Origin of the sequence: Chitinophaga varians (genome assembly GCF_012641275.1) — a bacterium.
Lineage (GTDB): Bacteria > Bacteroidota > Bacteroidia > Chitinophagales > Chitinophagaceae > Chitinophaga > Chitinophaga varians_A.
Genome location: NZ_JABAIA010000001.1, coordinates 1251763 through 1273125, shown reverse-complemented (window position 1 = coordinate 1273125; position 21363 = coordinate 1251763). Strand labels below are relative to the sequence as shown.

General features: G+C 50.5%; 18 protein-coding genes and 1 riboswitch. Of the genes, 11 read left to right on the top strand and 7 right to left on the bottom strand.

The features are described 5' to 3' along the window. Positions 1–222: 222 nt before the first annotated feature. From HGH92_RS05130 to HGH92_RS05115, 4 genes are all read left to right on the top strand, one after another. Positions 223–987, top strand: a complete 765-nt coding sequence (locus HGH92_RS05130; RefSeq protein WP_168869676.1) for a Rossmann-like and DUF2520 domain-containing protein — start codon at positions 223–225, stop codon at positions 985–987. Positions 988–1136: 149 nt separating this feature from the next. Beyond that, on the top strand, positions 1137–1658 hold the full coding sequence (locus HGH92_RS05125) for a KdsC family phosphatase (protein WP_168869675.1): 522 nt from the start codon (positions 1137–1139) through the stop codon (positions 1656–1658). A gap of 13 nt (positions 1659–1671) precedes the next feature. Further along, complete coding sequence (locus HGH92_RS05120; protein ID WP_168869674.1) at positions 1672–2613, top strand: geranylgeranylglycerol-phosphate geranylgeranyltransferase; 942 nt, start codon at positions 1672–1674, stop codon at positions 2611–2613. A gap of 25 nt (positions 2614–2638) precedes the next feature. Then, positions 2639–3211: a Maf family protein gene (locus HGH92_RS05115; RefSeq protein WP_168869673.1), complete on the top strand. Its 573-nt coding sequence runs from the start codon at positions 2639–2641 to the stop codon at positions 3209–3211. 361 nt (positions 3212–3572) lie between these two features. On the opposite strand, the gene HGH92_RS05110 is transcribed toward HGH92_RS05115, so the two are convergent. Beyond that, entirely contained in the window at positions 3573–4754 is a 1182-nt protein-coding gene (locus HGH92_RS05110; RefSeq protein ID WP_168869672.1) for a homoserine dehydrogenase, read from the bottom strand. A 60-nt stretch (positions 4755–4814) separates the two neighbouring features. After that, positions 4815–5993 carry a trans-sulfuration enzyme family protein gene (locus tag HGH92_RS05105; protein ID WP_168869671.1) on the bottom strand — a complete coding sequence of 393 codons (1179 nt, stop codon included), beginning with the start codon at positions 5991–5993 and terminating at the stop codon, positions 4815–4817. A 180-nt stretch (positions 5994–6173) separates the two neighbouring features. Further along, positions 6174–6292, bottom strand: a riboswitch (SAM riboswitch). Between the two features lie 129 nt (positions 6293–6421). Here HGH92_RS05105 and HGH92_RS05100 point away from each other — a divergent pair. Next, positions 6422–7723, top strand: coding sequence for a DUF2851 family protein (locus HGH92_RS05100; protein ID WP_168869670.1), 1302 nt, complete (start codon positions 6422–6424; stop codon positions 7721–7723). 165 nt (positions 7724–7888) lie between these two features. Here the strand turns inward: HGH92_RS05100 and HGH92_RS05095 are convergent, their stop codons facing one another. Then, positions 7889–8296, bottom strand: coding sequence for an OsmC family protein (locus tag HGH92_RS05095; protein ID WP_168869669.1), 408 nt, complete (start codon positions 8294–8296; stop codon positions 7889–7891). Between the two features lie 187 nt (positions 8297–8483). Between HGH92_RS05095 and HGH92_RS05090 the strand changes: the two genes are divergently transcribed. From HGH92_RS05090 to HGH92_RS05070, 5 genes are all read left to right on the top strand, one after another. Further along, positions 8484–9320 (top strand): hypothetical protein, encoded by an 837-nt coding sequence (locus HGH92_RS05090; RefSeq protein WP_168869668.1) that lies wholly within the window; start codon positions 8484–8486, stop codon positions 9318–9320. Positions 9321–9356: 36 nt separating this feature from the next. Beyond that, on the top strand, positions 9357–10256 hold the full coding sequence (gene lipA / locus HGH92_RS05085) for a lipoyl synthase (RefSeq protein ID WP_168869667.1): 900 nt from the start codon (positions 9357–9359) through the stop codon (positions 10254–10256). A 384-nt stretch (positions 10257–10640) separates the two neighbouring features. Beyond that, on the top strand, positions 10641–11975 hold the full coding sequence (locus HGH92_RS05080) for a TolC family protein (RefSeq protein ID WP_168869666.1): 1335 nt from the start codon (positions 10641–10643) through the stop codon (positions 11973–11975). 18 nt (positions 11976–11993) lie between these two features. Then, entirely contained in the window at positions 11994–13130 is a 1137-nt protein-coding gene (locus HGH92_RS05075) for an efflux RND transporter periplasmic adaptor subunit (RefSeq protein WP_168869665.1), read from the top strand. A 29-nt stretch (positions 13131–13159) separates the two neighbouring features. Next, positions 13160–16342 (top strand): efflux RND transporter permease subunit, encoded by a 3183-nt coding sequence (locus HGH92_RS05070; protein ID WP_168869664.1) that lies wholly within the window; start codon positions 13160–13162, stop codon positions 16340–16342. Between the two features lie 77 nt (positions 16343–16419). Here the strand turns inward: HGH92_RS05070 and HGH92_RS05065 are convergent, their stop codons facing one another. From HGH92_RS05065 to HGH92_RS05050, 4 genes are all read right to left on the bottom strand, one after another. Beyond that, complete coding sequence (locus HGH92_RS05065) at positions 16420–16737, bottom strand: SdpI family protein (protein ID WP_168869663.1); 318 nt, start codon at positions 16735–16737, stop codon at positions 16420–16422. Between the two features lie 164 nt (positions 16738–16901). Further along, positions 16902–17612, bottom strand: coding sequence for a hypothetical protein (locus HGH92_RS05060; RefSeq protein WP_168869662.1), 711 nt, complete (start codon positions 17610–17612; stop codon positions 16902–16904). Further along, the gene (locus HGH92_RS05055; protein ID WP_168869661.1) at positions 17593–17814 is read right to left on the bottom strand and encodes a hypothetical protein; all 222 of its coding nucleotides are present in this window, start codon (positions 17812–17814) and stop codon (positions 17593–17595) included. The genes HGH92_RS05060 and HGH92_RS05055 overlap by 20 nt, the downstream gene beginning before the upstream one ends. A gap of 6 nt (positions 17815–17820) precedes the next feature. Next, positions 17821–20526, bottom strand: coding sequence for an AsmA family protein (locus HGH92_RS05050; RefSeq protein WP_168869660.1), 2706 nt, complete (start codon positions 20524–20526; stop codon positions 17821–17823). A 131-nt stretch (positions 20527–20657) separates the two neighbouring features. Here HGH92_RS05050 and HGH92_RS05045 point away from each other — a divergent pair, with 131 nt between their 5' ends. After that, entirely contained in the window at positions 20658–21251 is a 594-nt protein-coding gene (locus HGH92_RS05045; RefSeq protein WP_168869659.1) for a TrmH family RNA methyltransferase, read from the top strand. Positions 21252–21363: the final 112 nt, after the last annotated feature.

Below are 21363 nucleotides of genomic sequence, written 5' to 3'. Positions count from 1 at the left end.
AAAGTACGAATTACCCCCTATCGATGATGAATTCCAGACCATGAATTATCAATGAAGGGGTGCTATCCCTATGATGGTATTAGTCATCTGGTTATTTAAACTTTTCTATATAATAAATAATATTAATTTGTTTAAACGAATAATTAATAATAAACCATTAAAGAACATCTTAATTCGTAATCCGTCATGCGTAAATCGTAATTGGATTCGTATTTTTAGTTTATGGATATTGTAATCATTGGTACCGGAAATGTGGCCCATTGTTTCGGACAGTTGTTAAAACTGCATGGCCACCAGGTCAAGCAGGTGGTAGGCCGTAACCCCGAACATGCCAGGGAGCTTTCGGAGATGCTGAACTCCACTTTCACCACTGACCTGATGGATATTAATATGGAGGCAGACGTTTATCTGCTGGCGGTCAGTGATGCGGCCATCCCGGAGCTGAATGACCAGCTGCGCCTGGGCAAGCGGATCGTGGCCCATACTGCGGGCGCCGTGCCCCTGAGCGCTATCTCCCGGATATCGGTCAATACCGGCGTGCTGTACCCGCTGCAGTCCATCCGTAAAGAGCTCAAAAACTATCCGCCTATACCCATTATGCTGGAAGCGGGCAATGATGATGTGCTGAAACGCCTGCAGGCCATTGCCGGCAGCATCGCTTCCCGTATCACCATCGCCGACTCGGAACAGCGCCTGAAATACCACTTCACCGCAGTACTGTGCAATAACTTCACCAACCATCTCTTTGCTGAAGCGAAGGCCTATTGTGACCGGGAACAGCTGGATTTCACCCTGCTGCAACCTATTATTAAGGAGACATTCGACCGGCTGGAGAAACATGCTCCCGAAACGGTGCAAACCGGTCCGGCGCTCCGTAACGACGAGACCACCATGGCGCTGCACCGTACCCTGCTGGCCGGCAATGAGCACCTGAAACGGGTATACGATGTGATGAGTGAAGCCATCTACCAGTTACATCATAAATAATTACGAATTACGAATTACGAATTACGAATTACGAATTACGAATTTTGGCTGCTATACAGCCCCGGTTCTATAATAAAATAATGAAATATATTTTCAACGCTTCCTAAATTCGTAATTCTTAATTGGTAATTCGTAATTACATTTGTTGGATGAACGTACTAGCTTTATTCAAGCCTATCACCACTTTCGTGCTGGATGTGGACGGGGTACTGACGGATGGCACACTGCAGTTATTGCCCGGCGGGGAAATGTCACGCAAAATGAACATCAAAGACGGTTACGCCTTACAACTGGCTGTAAAAAAGGGGTACCGGGTGGTCATCATCTCCGGCGGAAAATCGGAGAGTGTGGTCAGCAGGCTGCAAGGCCTGGGTATTACTGATATCTATACCGGTATAATCGATAAAAAAGAGAAACTCCAGGATTATGTGTTTGAACATGACCTCACCTGGGAAGAGATCCTGTACATGGGCGACGACATCCCTGACTATCAGGTGATGCAACTGGTAGCCCTGCCTACCTGTCCTGCTGACGCGGCCAGCGAGATCAAAAGCATCTCCCGGTATATATCCCCGGTAGCAGGCGGACAAGGCTGTGTGCGGGAAGTAATAGAAAAAGTTCTGAAGCTCAACAATCACTGGCTGATGGACGAAGGCATTGCATCGAAATAATAAACAGTACACTATGAAGCTCTGGGCTGCGTTTTTTAAGCTGGTGAGATATCCCAACCTCATTTATATTGCCCTTACCCAGTTCCTGTTGCAGTATTGCGTGGTAGCACCGGTATTGCACAGCAGCGGCGAAGAGCCCTCCCTCTCGGTGGCGCAGTTCGTGTTGCTCAGTTTCTCCACAGTGCTCATTGCGGCTGCGGGTTATATTATCAACGATTATTTTGATATCAACATCGATATTGTCAATAAACCGGACAAAATGGTGCTGGACAAAATCATCAGCCGCCGATGGGCCATGGCCTGGCATACCATATTTAATATGGCCGGCGTGTCGCTCGGTTTTATCGTGGCCTGGAAAACGGGCCAGATTTACCTGGGCTTCACCCAGGTGATCTGCTCCCTGCTGCTCTGGTTTTATTCCACCTCCTTCAAACGCCAGGTATTGATCGGTAACGTGATCATCTCCCTGTTGACCGCCCTGTCGGTATCAGTGGTGGGCTTCTACGAGAAACAGATCTACGAAAGCTTTGAAGCGATCCTGTCGCCCACCGGCCGTAAACTGATACAGATCATCGGCGTATATGCGCTGTTCGCCTTCATCATCTCCATGGTGCGCGAAATCGTGAAAGACCTGGAAGACATGATCGGTGACAGCAAAGACGGTTGCCGTACCATTCCCATCCTCTGGGGCGTGCTGCCGGCCAAAAGGCTGTGCAATATGCTGCTGCTGGCCCTGCAGGTGACCATCATAGCCGTGGAGGTAAGGGTGTGGCTGCTGGGCTGGTATATCGCTATCGCCTACCTGGTGCTGCTGGTACAGGTGCCCTGCGTATATGCCTATACGTTGCTCAAAAAAGCACACCTGCCGGAACATTATCACCGTGTCAGCTCCGTCGTAAAATGGGTCATGCTGACCGGGATCTTATCAATGGTATTTTTTAAATGCTATCTATAGCACAACCCAATATCAAAATATCAAAATGTACAAAGGTGCTCCCGTAGTGCTGGCCTCCCAGTCGCCCCGCAGAAAACAATTGTTGGAACAGGCGGGCATTCCTTTCGAAGTGAGAGTAGTGGAAACAGCAGAAACATATCCTCCCGGACTGGAAATCGAACAGATTCCCGTGCATATCGCACAACAAAAAGCCGCTGCCGTCATGACGCTGTGCAAACCGGAAGAAATCATCATAGCAGCAGATACCGTCGTGGTGCTGGACGATACCATCATCGGCAAGCCCAAAGACCGCGATGACGCCATCCGTATCCTGACAGCCCTCAGCGGCCGCGAACACCGGGTCATCACCGGCGTAGTGATCCGCCGCAACGGCACTGAAAAAGCGTTCTCCCAAACAACCACCGTACATTTTAAGCCGCTCACCACAGAACAGGTAACCTACTACGTGGATAACTTCAAGCCATACGATAAGGCCGGCGCATACGCTATCCAGGAATGGATCGGAGCCGTAGGCATCGATAGCATCCACGGCTGTTTTTATAATGTAATGGGACTGCCTGTGAGCAAAGTGGCGGAAGTGCTGGCTTCCCAGGACTGAAGCCCTGGGTGACGATTAGTTTCAGGTCCTTAATTGGAAGAGAATTGAGTAACATTTTATAATCCAAACGTAGCTCACACCAGAGAAAGGAGTTCTTTCATCAGAAGACAATTGAACAACAGATTAGCATATATGTAGTTCACACCAGAGAAAGGCTTCTTTCATCAGAAGACAATTGAACAACAGATTAGCATATATGTAGTTCACACCTGAGAGAAAGGCTTCTTTCATCAGAAAGAAATTGAAGAACAAAACGTAGCCCAGGGCTTCAGCCCTGGGACGCGTGGCGCCAAAATAAATTAGGCCGGTCCAAACGGACCGGCCTGTATATGTGGTTGGTTGTGCCTTCGGCACCAATGTTTTATTCGAGGACCAACAGGTTAACGTCTTTCTTTTTCAGCCAGCCTGCTTCTTTCAGTTTCTGCAGGTTGATAGTGCCTACCACGTATCTCCACTCTGGTGATTCATATTTTTCAGAGATATTGAAGAACTCGGCCAGGTCTACCTGATCGGGTGTTTTGTAGCGCAGGTACACTTTCAGTTTCACATCGTTGGTGAAATTGGGCTGGTTGTTTTGTTTGATTTTTTTGTATTCATAACGGTAATTGTAAAGCAGGGCGGAGATGTCTGAGAGGACAGCGCTGCCGGTGGCGGTACCGCCGGCTCCTTTGCCTACGAAGAACTGTTTATCGGTGAAGGCGCTCTCGAGGAGGATGCCGTTGTATTCGTTGTACACGTCGTACAGCAGGTTATGCTCTTTTACGAGGTGGGGCAGTACGTAGGCGAACACGCTTCCGTTCTGGCGGCGGCATTGCGCTATCAGTTTAACGGTACAGTTGCGTTGTTTGGCAAACTGGATATCGAAATCGTTGAGGTGGTGAATACCGAAGTTGTACACTTCTTCGGGTTTCACGAAGGTGCCGAATGCGTGGAGGAGCAGGATCACGAGTTTGAATTTCGGATCGTAGCCTTCGATATCGAGGGTGGGGTCTGTTTCGGCGAAGCCCAAGTCCTGCGCCTGTTGAAGGGCGGTTTCAAAGCTGAGGTTTTCCTCAAATATTTTGGTGAGGATATAATTCGTAGAGCCGTTACAGATACCTTCCACTGCGTTGAGCAGGTCGTTATCGTAGTATTCTTCCAGGTTGCGGATGATGGGAATAGAGGCGCAGCTGGAAGCTTCATAAAGGAAAGGCACTTTGTTGGCGGATTGCAGTTCGTACAGTGCCGGCAGGTTTTCCGCGATCATGCGTTTGCTGGCGCTGACAACAGCTTTGCCGTTGCGCAGGGCGGTGCTGACGATATCGAAAGCGGCTTCCGTATCGTTGATCAGTTCCACCACTACGTCGATAGTAGGATCTTCAAGGATTTCATTTTTATCCGTTGTAAAATAGCTACTGTCGATAGGTCTTGATTTGTTGGGGTCTTTAATACAGATTTTTTTGATACGTGCATTAATACCTTTGGTCCTGTTCAATACCTCGTACAGACCCTGGCCTACTACGCCGAAACCGAAAATACCCAGATTGATGATCTTGTTTTCCATACTTTAGTTCATAATTGGTTGGTGCTATCAGTGTTCCTGGCGGGTGGCCCGGGCTGACAGCTATTGTAAAACAGTAATTTGTTTGCCGGCCGGATGGTTTAATTTATCCAGCGCTTGTTTCAGGTCGTTGATGAGGTCTTCTGCATCTTCGATCCCTACGGAGAGTCGGATACAGGAGTCCTGCAGGCCTGTTTTTTTCCGGAATTCTTCCGGGATGGTGCGGTGTGTCATAGTGGCCGGGTGGGCCAGCATGCTTTTCACGCCGCCGAAGCTTTCCGCCAGTTTAAACAGCTTGGTGGCGTTAACGATGCGGATCGCATTTTTAATATTGTCGGCTTTAAGCGAGAAGCTGACGAGGGCGCCGTAGTTCTTCTGCTGTTTGCGGGCAATATGATGATTTTTATGGGTGGCCAGTCCGGGATAGAACACTTTGTCCACCGCCGGGTGTGTGGCGAGCCAGTTGGCGATGGCGCTGGCGTTGCTGCATTGTTTCTCGAACCGGAGGTAGAGCGTTTCAATGCCGCGGATGGTGAGCCATGCTTCAAACGGGCTCAGGATGCTGCCGGAGATGTTCTGGTTGTACCGTATCTGGTCGGCCAGTGCTTTTGAATTCACCACTACCAGTCCGGCTATGACGTCACAGTGGCCGGCCAGGTATTTGGAGGCGCTGTGGATAACGATGTCCGCACCGAGTGTCAGTGGCTGTTGCAGCAGCGGGGTGCTGAAGGTATTGTCTACCGCCAGCAGGATATTATGTTGTTTGGCGATCTTGCTGACAGATTTAATGTCAGATACGCGCAAAGTAGGATTGGTGGGGGATTCCAGCCAGATGATACGGGTGTTGGGCGTGATGGCGGCCAATACCTTGTCCAGGTTGCTGGTGTCCACAAAGTTTACTTTGATGCCAAAACGTTCGAACATGTGGTTGAAGATCTGGAAGATGCCACCATAGGTATCTTCCACGGCCATGATCTCGTCGCCGGATTTCAGCAGTTTGAGCACGGCGTCAATGGCAGACATGCCGCTGGCGAAGGCGAAGCCGGCATATCCTTCTTCCAGGCTACAGATGAGCTCTTCCAGCACTTTACGCGTGGGATTGTTGGCCCGCGAAAATTCAAAACCCTTATTGATGCCCGGTGATTCCTGCACAAAGGTGGACGTCTGATAGATGGGCACTGAAATGGCGCCTGTCAGTTCGTCTACCGGAATGCTGTGAATCAGTTGTGTAGCTGTTTTCATGTTAATAAAATTTTAATGATGTCACGAAGGTCACGCAGTTTCGTGCAACTTTATCATTAAAAATCTATTTTAACAACCTTATTTCCAGGAAGTGGGTGGGGAGAAGGCATAAAAAAAGCCCTTCCGGGTGTTGGAAGAGCTATGAATCAATTATATATCTGGTGAAGATTTATCTCTGCCAACTTATCTTTCCCCGGTACACCGGGGCAGGAATTAGCACCTTTTTCCCGACCAATGCTGGTCTGGAATGGTTGCTAAGGCATCGCAGGGCCAAGTCCCTCCGCCTTTCTGGATAAGTGATGTTAAGAACTGGGTGCAAAGGTAACAGCAGTTTTATCAATTTTCCAAATTTGACGCACAAAAATATTTTCCGGGCGCCGGTGTTTTATTATCTTTAAAGACATTGTTTTACTGACCAACCATATCTTATGCACGTTAACCCCCCGCTCACGGAAGCGCTGTTCCAGCATATCTGGAAGTGCCGCCTGTACCGGCATGAAGGCCTGGTGACCACCACCGGCGAGGCTGTACAGGTCATTCATCCCGGCACGCATAATCATCATAGCGGCCCTGATTTCACAGGCGCCCGGATAAAAATCGGCCCTGTTTTGTGGGCAGGGCCTGTGGAGCTGCATCTGCGCTCGTCTGACTGGTACCGTCATGGCCATGCCGGCGATGCGCAATACGGTCATATCATCCTGCATGTGGTGTACAGGCATGACCTGCCGGCGGGCATCGGTGGGCATATACGGTGCCTGGAGCTGCAGCCTTATATTTCCAACCTGTTGTTGCAGCGTTACGAGGAGCTGCGGCAGTCGGCCGCTTTTGTGCCCTGCAGCGCCCATGCAGGCCGGGTGCCGCCACTGGTGTGGACATCATGGCAGGACCGGCTGCTGGCCGAACGCTGGGAAAGGCGGCAGCGGGAGCTGCTGCACTGGCTGTCGGTCAACCGCCACAACTGGGAAGAGACCTGCTACTGGGCGGTGGCCCGCAGCTACGGCGCACCGGTCAACGCTCCGGCTTTCCTGGCGCTGGCACAGTCGCTGCCCTACCGGTTACTACAGCAGTACCACGACCGTCCGCCGGCCATCGAAGCGCTGTTGTTCGGGCAGGCCGGTATGCTGGAAGATACTTTTACTGACGTATATCCTTTACAGTTACAGCAGGAATACCGGCAGCTGCGACAGCAGCACCGGCTGGAGCCGTTGCCGGCCCATGGCTGGCGGTGGCTGCGGATGCGGCCCTCATCGTTTCCGTCTATGCGCATCGCTGCATTGGCGGCGTTGCTGCAGGGCAGCCGGCGCCTGTTTACCGCCATGCTGGAAGTGGCCGCCCGGCGGCAGCTGGAGCAGCTGTTTTTCGTACCCCCGTCACCGTACTGGCTTACCCATTACCGCTTTGAGCACCCTGTAAAACGTGCCCGTCAGCCGGGGCGGCAGGCACTGCACGCCGTGCTGATCAACAGCGTGCTGCCATTGATGCACCTGTACGGCAGGTACGGGCAACAGCCCGACTACCAGGAGCTGGCACTCACCTTGTTGCAGGAACTGCCGCCGGAAGACAATCATATCATCCGCGAATGGGGGCAGCTGGGCGTGGCACCCGGACAGGCATCAGGCTCCCAGGCCATGCTGGAACTGAAGCAGTACTATTGTGAACAGAAGAGATGCCTGGAATGTGCGGTGGGAACGCGGATCATATCACAAAAGGAATTTCCGCAAAGACGCTGACAGCAAAGACCAAAGGAAAACGCCGAAAAGCTGAAAGGACGAAGGAATAAAAGAAAGAAACCCGCGGAATAAAAAACCTGAATCAGAACGTGACCCTGGGCTACGTTCTGATTCAGGCTGTTTCTTAGAGTGGGCCGCCGGTTAAGGCGAGGCCGGTTTTATTTACTACCAGTTAAACGTAACGTCCTGTTTAATGTCCGGATGAAGGCTGTAGGCTACCGGGCAGGTGTGGGCGGCCCTTTCCAGGATGGTCCTTTCTTTTTCGCCCAGGTTATGGCCGGCCGGCATGTCGAAAACCACAGTGATACCGGTAATACGGCGTGGTTCTGTGCCCATGATCTTGGTGATGGCAACTTTGGTGCCTTCAATATTCCAGTTGTTGTCTCTTGCTTTGATGCCCATGATGGTGAGCATGCAGTTGCCCAGTGCGGTGGCTACCAGGTCGGTAGGAGAGAAGCGCTCGCCTTTACCCTGGTTGTCAACCGGGGCGTCGGTTTCAATCACAGTGCCGGACTTCAGGTGCGTAGCGCTGGTCCTCAGATCGCCGTTATAGATAATTTCAGCTGTTGCCATAATTTTTTATTTTTAGAAGATGTTATTGCTGTTGGATATCGCCCGTAAAATAAATGTATTTTTAGTAGATCAGGAAGACCGGAGAAGATGGCCTGGCAAACTCAAAAAAAATTAGGTACGTTTGTAATATTAATATAACAATACCTTTGTTCAAGCGTTTATTTATTACAATAATAGCCCATTCACTGTGAAGAAATTATACATCATCCTATTTTTAGCAACCATCAGCGGCGGGTTGTACGCACAGACAACAGGCCGGGAATCTGCGTCCTCCCAGAAGAAAAGCGAAAAAGAACAGCGTAAATTGAAACGGATTTCGATCTTCCGGGAACAGGAAGAGGGGGAGAACGTGTTCCAGCGTGACTTTTCCGCGGGCGCCCGTCTGAACACCGATGGCTGGTCCGGCTTTGTGGAAATGGGCTACCGCAAAAGCAGGAAGGTGGTGAATTATTTCCAGTTTGAGTTCGCCGAGAAAAAAGACCCCAAGGAAACCAAGCGCCAGGGCAATGGCGGCAGCGGCTTCTCCTTTACAGAGCGGCCTTTCATATATGGTAAAGTGAATAACTTCTACCAGGCCAAGCTGGGTATCGGTCAGCGTTACCTGATCGGGGGCAAAGCCAATAAAAACGGGGTAGAGGTAGATGCTATCTACTATGGCGGTATCACCTTCGGGCTGCTCAAACCGTACTATCTGCGGGTGAAAAGCCAGGAAGGGCCTGAAAAGGAAGTCAAATATGACGTCAACGATCCTAATAACAACTTCCTGAAAGAAGATAAGATCATTGGTGCTGCCGGATTCGGCAAGGGATGGGGCGACCTGGACTTTGTGCCTGGCCTGCATGCCCGGGCCGGCCTCCGTTTCGACTGGGCCCATTTTAATGAGATCGTGAGCGCCCTGGAGGTAGGAGTAAATGCCGAAATGTATTCAAAAAAGATACAGATTATGGCAGAACAGAAAGATAAACAGTTGTTTTTTAATGCATATGTCAGCTTGCAATTTGGTAAGCGCTGGAATAGGAGATAAGTGTTAACTTTGTTTTTTTAAAGAAAGGAGTTAACGATGCAAGAACTACCCGTTATAGCAGCAGAACCAGCCACCACCAGAGTGAAGAAGCCAGACTGGCTGCGCGTTAAGTTACCGATAGGCGAGAACTACAAGCAGGTAAGAAACCTGGTAGATACCCATAAATTACATACTATCTGCGAAAGCGGCAACTGTCCCAATATGGGCGAATGCTGGGGAGCCGGCACAGCCACTTTCATGATCCTGGGCAATATCTGTACCCGTAGCTGCGGCTTCTGTGCTGTGGCCACCGGCCGTCCGGAAGCCGTGGACTTCGATGAGCCGCAGCGTGTAGCCGAGGCCATCTATCTCATGAAAGTAAAACATGCGGTGATCACCTCCGTAGACAGGGACGAGCTGAAAGATGGCGGTTCCATCATCTGGGCCAATACCATCAACGCAGTAAGGGCGCTGAACCCGGAAACCACCATGGAAACCCTCATCCCGGACTTCCGTGGCCAGTGGGAAAACCTGCAGCGTATCATCGACGTGGCGCCTGAAATCGTTTCCCATAACCTGGAAACAGTGGAACGCCTCACCAAACAGGTAAGAATACAAGCCAAATACCACCGCAGCCTCGAAGTGATCCGCCGCCTGAAAGAAGGTGGTATGCGCACCAAGAGCGGTATCATGCTCGGACTGGGCGAAACCAAGGAAGAAGTGGTACAGGCCATGCAGGACCTCTACGATAACGGTTGTGACGTAGTAACACTGGGCCAGTACCTGCAGCCTACCCCCAAACATCTGCCGGTAGTCCGCTTCGTTCATCCCGATGAATTTGCCGAGTTACGTGAGATAGGTTACAACATGGGACTCGACTACGTAGAGGCCGGCCCGTTAGTAAGATCTTCCTATCATGCGGAGAAACATATTTTCAGCGGTCGTAATAAAGGATGACCGGGAAAGAATTTCAAGTAATTGTTAAAATCCACCCAATGGGTGGATTTTTGTTTGGAGAAGGTTATCTTAGCGCCTCAATTTTAATTTTACCTAAGTAACAGACGGTCTGTTACCCAACCTACTTCGCTGTTATTGGATGTTGTTCAAAAGGTCAAACCTGCCGGTGGACAATACCACGGTATAACCAGAATAACCAGCAATTTTATCGAGCCTACCTGTTTTCCTGCGATTGCAGCATGTCGTGGTCATTACTGTTATGTTTGACTATGTGCAGTGGAAATCTTTAGCATTAATGGAGCATGAACAGCCCGTGCAGGTCTGCCTGCTGACGCCTCATGCTCACGATTGGTACAATGAAGAACTGAATGTCAAAAGCCTTTTATGAAAAGAGCATTTTACTTTTTGGCAGCTGCCTGTGGGATAATGTTATCGCCACCGCTGTATGCGCAGCAACCTGCTGACTCCCTTTTAACCAGCGCTACGCTGCAGGATTGTATCCGGTATGCACTGGGCCATCAGCCTGTGCTGAAACAATCACAGATCGATGAAGCCATCACCGACCGGACCGTCAAAAGCAAGCTGGCCGACTGGTACCCTCAGATCAACCTGGACTATAACCTCCAGCATTACATGGAATTGCCCACCTCTATCTTTGGTGGTAATGCCACTAAAGTGGGCGTAGCCAATACGTCCACCGCCGGATTTGGGCTTAACCAGAACATTTTTACCCGCGACCTGTTGCTGGCCTCCAATACGGCCAGGGATGTACGAAAACAAAGCAAACAGAATACCGTCCGTACTCAGATTGACGTGGTGGCTGATGTGAGCAAAGCGTATTATGATATCCTGCTGACCAGCCAGCAGATACAGGTACTGGATGAAGATATCATCCGGCTGGAACGCAGCCTGAAAGACGCCCGTAACCAGTACGAGAGCGGCACAGTGGATAAGATCGACTTTAAACGCGCTACCATCTCGCTGAACAATGCGCGTGCCCAACAGAAGTCCGCCCGCGAACTGCTCACGGCCAAACAAGTCTACCTGAAACAACTGATGGGCTATCCGGAAAGCGCCGGTAACGTGCCATTGGTATATGATACCGCTCAGATGGTGCAGCTGGTGACAGGCGCCGATACCGCGCTTACCGCCAACTATGAGAACAGGATAGAATATCAACAGCTGCAAACACAACAGAGCCTGCAGAAAGCCAACCTGCAATACAATAAGTGGAGCTTCCTGCCTTCTGTGTCTGCCTTTGTGAATTATAATTTTGTCTGGCAGAACCAGACCTTCAGCAAATTGTATAACACCGATTATCCCAACTCTCTGCTGGGACTGAAACTGTCGCTTCCTATTTTCCAGGGCGGCAAGCGGATACATAATATCAAAATGGCCGAGCTGCAGCTGCAGCGCGTTGACTGGGATTTCGCGACCCTGAAGAACCAGATCAGCACACAGTATGCACAGGCGATGGCCGCATATAAAAGTAACCTGAACGACTTCAACACGCTGAAAGATAACGTGGCGATGGCACAGGATGTCTATAACATGCTGCAACTGCAATACAAGGAAGGCATCAAGACATACCTGGACGTGCTGATTTCAGAAACAGACCTGCGCACCGCGCAGCTGAGTTATTACAACGCTATGTACCAGGTGCTGTCCAGCAAGATAGACCTGCAAAAAGCATTAGGAACCTTAACTGCTAATTATTAAATGGTAACCGGATCGGATATGAAAAAAATGAACCACTTTGTCTTAATCAGCGCTACCGGCCTGTTGGGCTTCGCCGCCTGTAAAGGGCCAGCCCAGAAAGGAGCGCCAGCCATGCCCCCTACATCGGTTAATATTACGGAGGCATCCGAAGCGCCGGCCGTTTATTATGATAAATTCCCCGCTACCGTCACCGCACTCAACAATGTAGAACTGCGTTCCCAGGTAGCCGGTTTTATCACCGGTATTTTCTTTAAGGACGGAGAAGTTGTGCAGCAGGGAAAACCTTTATACGAAATAGACCGCCGCAAATACCAGGCTGCCTATCTTCAGGCAGAAGCCAATATCGCCAGCGCGAAGGCCAACTATAACAGGGCCAAAAAAGATGACGAACGCTACAAACGCCTCGCTGAGCAGGATGCGGTAGCCCGTCAGATACTGGATAATGCAGAAGCTACGCTGGAAACCACGCGCAGCGCGCTTGCGGCCGCAGAAGCCAACCTGGCGGCAGTACGCACGGACCTGGACTATTCCCTCGTGAAAGCGCCGTTCACCGGCCGTATCGGTATTTCTCAGGTGAGGCTGGGCGCACAGATTAGTCCTGGCACCACGCTGCTGAATACCATCTCCAGCGAGAATCCTATCGCGGTGGATTTCGTGATCAACGAAACAGACCTTCCCCGCTTCGCTGCCATGCAGGGCAAAAGCATCGGCGCCGGGGATTCCACTTTCCGCCTGCAACTGCCTGACGGTACCATGTACCAGCATGGCGGCCGTATACTGGCTATCGACCGTGGGGTGGACAACCAGACCGCAACCGTGAAAGTAAGGATTGAATTCACCAACCCGGAGAACCAGCTGAAAGACGGGATGAGCTGCGTATTGCAGGTGCTCAACGAACAATCCGGTCATCGCCTGCTGCTGCCTTACAAAGCTGTTACCGAACAAATGGGTGAATACTTTGTGTTCGTGGCAAAAGATACCATCGCCGTACAGAAAAAAGTACACCTCGGACCTAAGATCGCCGACAAGATCGTGATCATGGACGGTATCCAGGCCGGCGACAAAGTGATCACAGAAGGCTTCCAGCGTCTGCGCGACAGCGGCCGCATAATGATAGGAATGCCACCCGCACAGGGCGCACCGCAGAAGAAATAGTTTATTAGTAGAATCAACAGCAGAAACTCATGATTGCAGATACTTTTATAAAAAGGCCGGTGACCGCAATAGTGATCTCTATTGTACTGGTGCTGGTAGGGATACTGGCGATGATGAACCTGCCCATAGGGCAGTATCCTGAGATCTCGCCCCCTACCGTGCAGGTGACCGGTAACTATACCGGCGCGGACGCGCAAACGGTGGAACAAACCGTGGCCACGCCCGTGGAAGTGCAGGTAAACGGTACGCCCGGTATGACCTACATCTCCACCAACAATACCAGTAGCGGTCAGATGAGCATGACGGTCAACTTTGAAGTAGGTACCGATATCAATATTGCCGCACTGGACGTGCAAAACCGTGTAGGCATTGCACAGCCCACCCTGCCACAGGAAGTACAGCGTTTAGGCCTCACCGTTAGAAAGCGTAATCCCAGCATCCTGATGCTGGTGGCCTTGTACTCACCCAAAGGCACACACGATATCACCTTCCTCGACAACTACACCAACGTGTACGTAAAAGATGCGTTGCTGCGTGCGAAAGGGGTGGGCGATATCTTCACCCGTGCCGACGACTTCAGTATGCGTATCTGGCTGAAGCCCGACAAGCTGGCACAGATGGGCGTTACCGCCGAAGACATCCGCGCGGCGCTGGCGGAACAGAACGCGCAGATCACTGCCGGCTCCGTAGGTGCGCCACCGCAACAGACAGGTCAGACTTTTGAATACAATATCTTCACCAAAGGGCGTCTGACTACGCCGGAGGAATTTGGCAATATCATTGTCAAAACCCGCCCGAACGATGGTTCCCTGGTATATCTGAAAGATGTGGCCCGCATTCAGCTGGGCAAGTTCAATTACTCCGGTAACAACTTCGTGGATGGCAAACGTGCCGCCTACCTCCTGGTATACCAGGCCCCGGGCAGCAATGCGCTGGAAACGGCCGCTAACGTGACCGAAGCAATGGAGCAACTGAAGAAACAGTTCCCTAATGATGTGGATTACGTAGTGCCGTTCGAGTCAGTGTCTGTGGTGAAAGTGTCCATCGAAGAAGTGTTGCATACACTGGTAGAAGCGCTGATACTGGTGGTGATCGTGGTATTCCTGTTCCTGCAGAGCTGGAGGGCCACCATCATCCCGATCCTGGCCATCCCGGTGTCTATCATCGCCACATTTATCTTCTTCATCCCGCTGGGCTTTACCATCAATACCCTGACGTTATTCGGTTTCGTACTGGCCATCGGTATTGTGGTGGATGACGCCATCGTGGTGGTGGAAGCGGTGCAGCATAACATAGACCACGAGAAGATGTCGCCGAAAGACGCCACCATACAGGCTATGAAAGAGATATCCGGTCCGGTGATTGCCATTGCGCTGATCCTGGCGGCAGTATTTGTGCCAGTAGGATTTATCCCGGGCATCGTAGGACGCCTGTACCAGCAGTTTGCTATCACCATCGCCATCTCCGTACTGATCTCCGCTTTCGTGGCGTTGTCACTCACGCCGGCGTTGTGTATGCTGCTGCTGAAGCCTATGCATCTCGATAAAGATTCCAAAGGCCTTAACAAGTTCTTCTATAAATTCAACCGCTGGTTTGGTCATACTACTTCCCGTTACTCCATAGGTGTGAAAAAGAGCATCCGTTATGCCCGTTTCGGCATTATCCTGCTGCTTTGCATCTTCGTAGGTACGGTGATGTTGTTCAAAGCCAAACCGTCCGGCTTTATCCCCACAGAAGATGAAGGCCGTCTGATCATCACCTTCGACCTGCCGGAATCATCTTCCACAGAACGTACCGTGGCGGTGATGAGCCAGATGATGAAAGACCTCGACGAAACGCCGGGCATCAATCACTATGCGGCACTCGGAGGTCTGAATGCGGTGAACTTCTCCACGAAGTCCAACAGTGCCACTATCTTCTGTTCCCTGAAACCCTGGAGCGAACGTAAACCGGACTCCCTCCAGATCTTCGGAATGGTGGCTGCCGTGCAGAAAAAACTCAGCAAATACAAAGAAGCCAATGTGGTGGTGATCCCGCCGCCGGCCATCCCCGGTCTGGGGCAGACTGCCGGTTTCTCCTTTGTATTGCAACAACGTGGAAGCGGTGATATCAAGGCTTTTGAAGGTGTGTTGCAGCAGTTCATTGCCGCTGTCAACAAACGGCCGGAAATAGCACGTGCGTTCTCTTTCTTCACCGCACGTACCCCTGGTTACCAGCTGGACATCGATCGTGAAAAAGCGAAGAAAATGGGTGTGAAGATCTCTGACATTGCCACCGCTTTACAGACGTATATGGGTAGTGCCTATATCAACGACTTCACCGTATATGGCCGTAACTTCCGCGTGGTAACACAGGCGGACTCTTCTTACCGTGGAGATATTAAGAACCTGGGCCAGTTTTATGTGCGTAACAGTTCCGGTACCATGGTGCCGTTGAGCGCGCTCACATCTTACAAAGTGATTGAGAATGCGCCGGTGATCTCCCACTATAACTTGTTCCGCTCCGCGGAAATCAACGGTAACCCTGCTCCCGGCTACAGTAGCGGCGACGCTATCAATGCCCTGAAAGAAGTGGCTGCGCAGGTATTGCCGGAAGGATATGGGTATGAGTTCTCCGGTCTGAGCCGTGAGGAGATATTATCCGGCTCCAAAACCGTATATATCTTCGCGTTATCCATCATCTTCGTGTTCCTGTTCCTGGCAGCGCTGTATGAAAGCTGGTCAGTACCGTTCTCTGTACTGCTGGCAGTGCCTATCGGCGCCTTTGGCGCGATCACGGTACTCACGTTCCTGCCTAAACTGAGCAACAACGTATATGCACAGATTGGTTTGATCACGCTCATCGGTCTGTCGGCCAAAAACGCCATCCTGATCGTAGAGTTTGCCAAGGAGCGTGTGGACAGAGGCATGGACCTGGTGACTGCCGCCGTGGAAGCCGCCAAGCTGCGTCTGCGTCCGATCATCATGACATCGCTGGCGTTCCTGCTGGGTATCATGCCGCTGGTATTATCTTCCGGCGCCGGCGCCGAAGCCCGTAAAACCATGGGCTGGACGGTACTGGGGGGTATGTTTACCGCTACCTTCCTGGCCATTTTCATTGTACCGGTGCTGTATGTAGTCATCACCCGACTGGCATATGGTAAAGAGAAACTACAGAAAATGAAAGAGAACTATCAGGCAGTGCCTGAACATGACATACAGGGTAAACTGTAACGATAACAAGTAAAACAGTACATATTAGCAGCCCCCATTGACATAAAGTCAATGGGGGCTTTTTTTATTGGTGACCGCTATAAATTGTCATTGATTTCTCCCGGGGATTCGGGTTCTATTTGCTGGAGCCGCCATTCTGTATAACCTACCATGTACATAGCGCCTGTTACTACCGCCCCTACGGTGATGTACCAGAACCAGTCTGTCTGGCTGTCGAAGAAGAGGGCGCAGGCGATGCCGGTGGGGATCAGTATGATACCGATACGCCTGGAAATATAGGCGGCATGCTGATTAGCAGCCTGCCACATTTCAGGGCTGCGGGTGGCAAGGGCACTACGGTAGCCGTACCACGATCTACTGCTTTTAGGTGGGTAACGCCGGATAAAATACCCCATAAAGACGAAGATTATCCCAGCGAAAATAGCTGCATTACAGTAGGTAGAATGCACGAATTTCATGAACATGGGAGAGGGGTTTGGTTACTATAAGTTACGAAAAAATACAGTTGGGGTAAAAAGAAAAAAGCTCCTGCGCGTGTCAGAAGCTTTTTTTCGGTTAATTAATGTTTCAGTTGTTGTTTGATTGATTGTAGTTCTGTGCTCAATTGCCCTATGGCAGCCTGTTGGGATTGAATCGTTTTTTGCTGTTCAATCAGGTGCAGGGTTAGCTCTTCTACTTTCTGTAACAGCTTTTTGTTCATCTCTCCTACGTCCAGCCCGTCAGCTTCCACTTCTTTGGCGGATGGAATGTCCGGCAGGTGCTGGTGCCGGGCGATGTATTGTTCTATTGTCTGCAAGGAAGGTAGTGTATAAGCAGGACTGAATACGTAATCGGGCCAGTCACTGATGGTTACCTTCACCCTTTTGGCTTTGATACCGCCGCCTACAGTCAGCTTTTCGGTGGCAGTTGCATCGATGCCGACATTACCGCCGTTTGTAGCCAGCAGAATAGCTCCGCCCGCTCTTTCATTGGCGAGTGTGATATGAGGATTGCCTGCGGCGCCATAGCCAAACCAGCCGCTACGCAGGCCCGGATTTTGGCTGCTGGCATAAAAGGCCATATAGGCATGGTCCAGTGAGCCGGCATTCAGGAAAAGAGATCCGCCGCCTTTGGTAATAGAGACTTCTCTGTCTGTACGTACGCGGCCGTCCACATCCTCCATGATTATTTTGCGCCAGGTTTCCCAGTTGGCGCCTATTGCGCCCTGTCGGTAGTAAAGACCGCCGTTGTTGAAGTTCAGCTGATGCGACTTATCGCCGGAGGCATCCAAAGGTCATCATACCGGAGAACGTACCGGAACCGGGTACGCTCACTGTTTCTCTGGCTTTAAAATCAAAGCGTACAGTCTTGTCGAACTGGATAGGCACTTCATTGACATTGCGGGTATCCTGAACGGACACACTGGAAGCTATCTGGGCTTTGCTTTCCATGGCCAATAACAGGACGGGATAAAACAGGATGAGTTTTTTCATGGTATATTATTGTTTGGTAGAATCAGCTGCCGGTTTTTTCTTGCCGAACAGGCCGTTGAGCGTGTTTTTTACGGACTCTCCGGCTTGTTTGCCTACGTTTTCCAGGGGTTTGCCACCTGTGTGCGCAGAGTCTTTTTTACCGCTTAACTGGTTTTTAAGTTCATCTTTTAATGCATTGACCGCATTGTTTTTAATCTGGTTCACAGAATCACGCACCACGTTTTTCACAGTATCTATTTTATTTTTCACCAGTTCAGCGGCCTGGTTTTTCAGGTTGTTGGCGCTTTCTTTCAGGTCTGTTTTCAGGGATGGTTTCATGATGTTGCCAGCCATAAGCACCTGCAGGTGAACGCTGTCGCCCAGGTTAACGGGGATGCCTTTGTTCTGTGCCTGTGACACGAGGTTGTTCACCAGGCTGTTGCCGGCAGCGCCCATGAGGCTGCGGGGCAGCGCCAGTTGCAGGGTGTAGTCGAGCGACTGGTCGAAGCCGTGTGAACCGGCGATGTTCATGGTAATGCCGTTGACCGCTACTTTGAACGGATTCACTTTTACGCGACCGTTTTCAAAGGCAAAATAGTTTTTGATATCTCTCAGGGAGATGTCTTTCAGCTGGGAGATATTGAGTGTGCTGGCCAGTTGGTCCACCGGTGCAAATTGTTTCAGGAAACCTTGTATCAGCAGCAGGTTACCATCGCCGGTGAGGGTATTGAGCACAGGGCTCATGTCTTTGCCGAGTTTGCCGTGCATTTTCAGCTGTGACGTGATTTTGCCGGAGAGGAATTTGCCGATGGGCATCAGTTTCTGTACTGTATTGAAAGTGTTGAAAGTCTGTTGCACGTCGAGGTTCTGCACATCGTAGGCGACGTTAACGTCGGGGTTGGTCTTGCTGTTTTTGGTGCTGTAGCTGCCGTTGATTTCCATGGTGCCTTGCAGCGCGTTGGCTTTCAGCTGTTGCATGGTGAGGGTTTCATCTTTCAGCAGCAGGGTGCCTGTCACGTTGTTCAGTTCTGCTTTATCATACAGCACTTTGCCCACAGCGGTTTGCAGGCTGATGTTCAGATTGGCAGGCACAGCGAACGGCATCATGGCAGCGGAATCCACTTTAGCAGGGGCTTTGTCGGTGCCGGCTGTAGTAGTGGCCGTGGTGCCCATGAATTTATTCACATTCACCTGATCGGCTTTGAAGTTAAGTTTACCGTCGAGGGGAGCGTTTTTAAACGTATAGGCGAGCAGGTTATTTACTTCACCGTTGGCATCGAAGTTGGTGCCCAGGTATTGACCGCTCAGTTCTTTCACGGTCACGTTTTTGGGATTGAACTGGAGAAAGAGATTTTTTACGTTGACGCCATCGGGGTAATCCGGGCTTTTATACAACATATTGCTGAGTTGCAGTGTGCCGGCGGCATAGAAGCGGTCGTACTGTTGTTTTTCGATGGCGCTCATATTGCCTTTGGCGGAGATGTCGGCATCGAGGAGGCCGTTCAGGCTGGTGCCGGCGCCCAGTTTCACGAACTGGGTGATTTTGGACAGGTCTATTTTGCCTTTGGCGGCGCCGTCCAGGTACATATCGGATACCGGTGTTTTCACCAGCAGGCGCAGGTCCAGTGGTGTATTGTCCATTTCGAGATGGGCAGTCGGCATGTCTACTATAGTATGATCAGGCACACCATCGGGATTGCTGACTTTCATCGCGATCTGGATATTTTTCACCGGTTTGGGCAGATCAGGATATTGGAAGAAACCATTTTTTACGTTGAGGTCCAGTCCGAAGGCCGGCATCTGTGTGGAGGAGTAGTTACCTTTTACATAACCGCCGAAGGCAGCGTTGCCACTGGTTTTGATCTTATCGAAATCAGCTTTGTAGATGGCCGGGACGAGGGAGAGCAGGTCTTTGAAGTCGGTGGAAGGAGCTTTAAAGCTCAGGTCCATGCCGTAGGTGGAATCGTTGACCAGTTTAAAGAAACCCTGCAGGGCCACTTCCAGGTTGTTGAGCGCTGCTTTGCCTTCTTTTAGTGTATACGTGCTCGTAGTATTATCTATCTGAATATCAGCGTCCAGTTTGGTTTTTACACTGGAGAGGTAAGGGATAGGGCCATAGCGGAAAGTGATGCCGTCTGCTTTGGTGCTGGTAGAGAGGGTGAACTTATCCTGGGTGAAGTCTCCTTTACCCTGATGGGTAAGTCCATCGATGATCAGTTGCATATTGCCTTGCTGGTCGTCATAGTTGATCAGCGCATCTTCAATTTTATATTGCTGGAGGCTCAGGGCGAAAGTGGTTTTGCTGGTATCTGCCGGCTTGGCCTGGGCAGTATCCGGTTTGGTGATGTTCCAGTTGGCCGCGCCGTTTTTATGTACCACAGCGTATATGCGTGGGTTGATCAGCGCCACGTTATAGATATCCATTTTGCCGCCTTTGATGACACTCATCAGATCGAGGGCTACATCTATTTGTTTTACAGCCAGCAGGGTGTCTCCGTCAAACTCGCCGGTACCGGTCACCTGGAGCTCGTCCAGTCCTACCGCCAGCCGTGGAAAATGCCGGAAAAGGCTGATATCCACGTCTTTAAAGTCTACTTTAGCTGTCAGGTGTTTATTGAGTTCTGTTTTCACTTTGGCCATGATCTTGTCCTTAAAGAAATAAGGAATGGCGATGGCTGCCAAAATGAGTACTACCAGTGTAACCGCTACAATCTTCAGGATTTTTTTGAGCATAGGTTATCTTTTGATTTTTATGAATGTGAAGGTAGTTTTTTCCGGGAAAGGATCAAAGTCTGCCGAGAGGTAACCTGGCAGCTTCCTGTCATTTTTACTATTTTTGCGGTATTCGCGAAAATATCAGACGTATGACACCAGAAAGGAAGGAGCGGTTATTGACCACCCTGAACAGGCGGCAGGCCAATTTAACGGTTGTATTGGAAGATGTGCAGGACCCGCATAACGTTTCTGCCGTATTACGTACCTGCGATGCCGTAGGCATACAGGATGTATATGTTATCAGTACCATGGCCCCGCGCCAGAAGAAATGGGGGCACAGAAGCAGCAGTAGTGCTGCTATGTGGCTGACCATCCATCAGTTTGATAATGTAGAGGAATGTATGGCCGCGCTGCGCGCCAAATATGACAGGATATATACCACGCACCTGGCAACAGATGCGATCAGTCTGTATGATATCGACTTCACCGGCTCTGTTGCACTGGTATTCGGCAATGAACAAATGGGTGTCAGTGAAAAGATCAGGTCCCTGTCGGATGGAAATTTCATCATCCCGCAAATGGGCATTATCAAATCGCTGAACATATCCGTGGCCTGTGCTGTCAGTATCTATGAAGCCATGCGCCAGAAAACGCTGGCCGGTCATTATGATAAGCCGGGGTTGCCCCCTGAACAATATAACGCTCTTGCGGAACAGTGGGGGTATAAAGAGGAGGGGGAATAAACTCCTCCTTTTTTGTTGGGGGAATTGAGGTATTTTGTAGATACTTGTAGTGAATGGGTGTGTTGTTAACTATTGAATTATCTCCTGAGTATATATCCTTGATTGAGCTGAA

Coding starts and splice junctions, on each gene's coding strand:
- HGH92_RS05130 (WP_168869676.1), top strand. CDS start 223: ATGGATATTGTAATCATTGGTACCGGAAATGTGGCCCATTGTTTCGGA.
- HGH92_RS05125 (WP_168869675.1), top strand. CDS start 1,137: ATGAACGTACTAGCTTTATTCAAGCCTATCACCACTTTCGTGCTGGAT.
- HGH92_RS05120 (WP_168869674.1), top strand. CDS start 1,672: ATGAAGCTCTGGGCTGCGTTTTTTAAGCTGGTGAGATATCCCAACCTC.
- HGH92_RS05115 (WP_168869673.1), top strand. CDS start 2,639: ATGTACAAAGGTGCTCCCGTAGTGCTGGCCTCCCAGTCGCCCCGCAGA.
- HGH92_RS05110 (WP_168869672.1), bottom strand. CDS start 4,754: ATGGAAAACAAGATCATCAATCTGGGTATTTTCGGTTTCGGCGTAGTA.
- HGH92_RS05105 (WP_168869671.1), bottom strand. CDS start 5,993: ATGAAAACAGCTACACAACTGATTCACAGCATTCCGGTAGACGAACTG.
- HGH92_RS05100 (WP_168869670.1), top strand. CDS start 6,422: ATGCACGTTAACCCCCCGCTCACGGAAGCGCTGTTCCAGCATATCTGG.
- HGH92_RS05095 (WP_168869669.1), bottom strand. CDS start 8,296: ATGGCAACAGCTGAAATTATCTATAACGGCGATCTGAGGACCAGCGCT.
- lipA (WP_168869667.1), top strand. CDS start 9,357: ATGCAAGAACTACCCGTTATAGCAGCAGAACCAGCCACCACCAGAGTG.
- HGH92_RS05080 (WP_168869666.1), top strand. CDS start 10,641: ATGAAAAGAGCATTTTACTTTTTGGCAGCTGCCTGTGGGATAATGTTA.
- HGH92_RS05075 (WP_168869665.1), top strand. CDS start 11,994: ATGAAAAAAATGAACCACTTTGTCTTAATCAGCGCTACCGGCCTGTTG.
- HGH92_RS05070 (WP_168869664.1), top strand. CDS start 13,160: ATGATTGCAGATACTTTTATAAAAAGGCCGGTGACCGCAATAGTGATC.
- HGH92_RS05065 (WP_168869663.1), bottom strand. CDS start 16,737: ATGGGGTATTTTATCCGGCGTTACCCACCTAAAAGCAGTAGATCGTGG.
- HGH92_RS05055 (WP_168869661.1), bottom strand. CDS start 17,814: ATGAAAAAACTCATCCTGTTTTATCCCGTCCTGTTATTGGCCATGGAA.
- HGH92_RS05050 (WP_168869660.1), bottom strand. CDS start 20,526: ATGCTCAAAAAAATCCTGAAGATTGTAGCGGTTACACTGGTAGTACTC.
- HGH92_RS05045 (WP_168869659.1), top strand. CDS start 20,658: ATGACACCAGAAAGGAAGGAGCGGTTATTGACCACCCTGAACAGGCGG.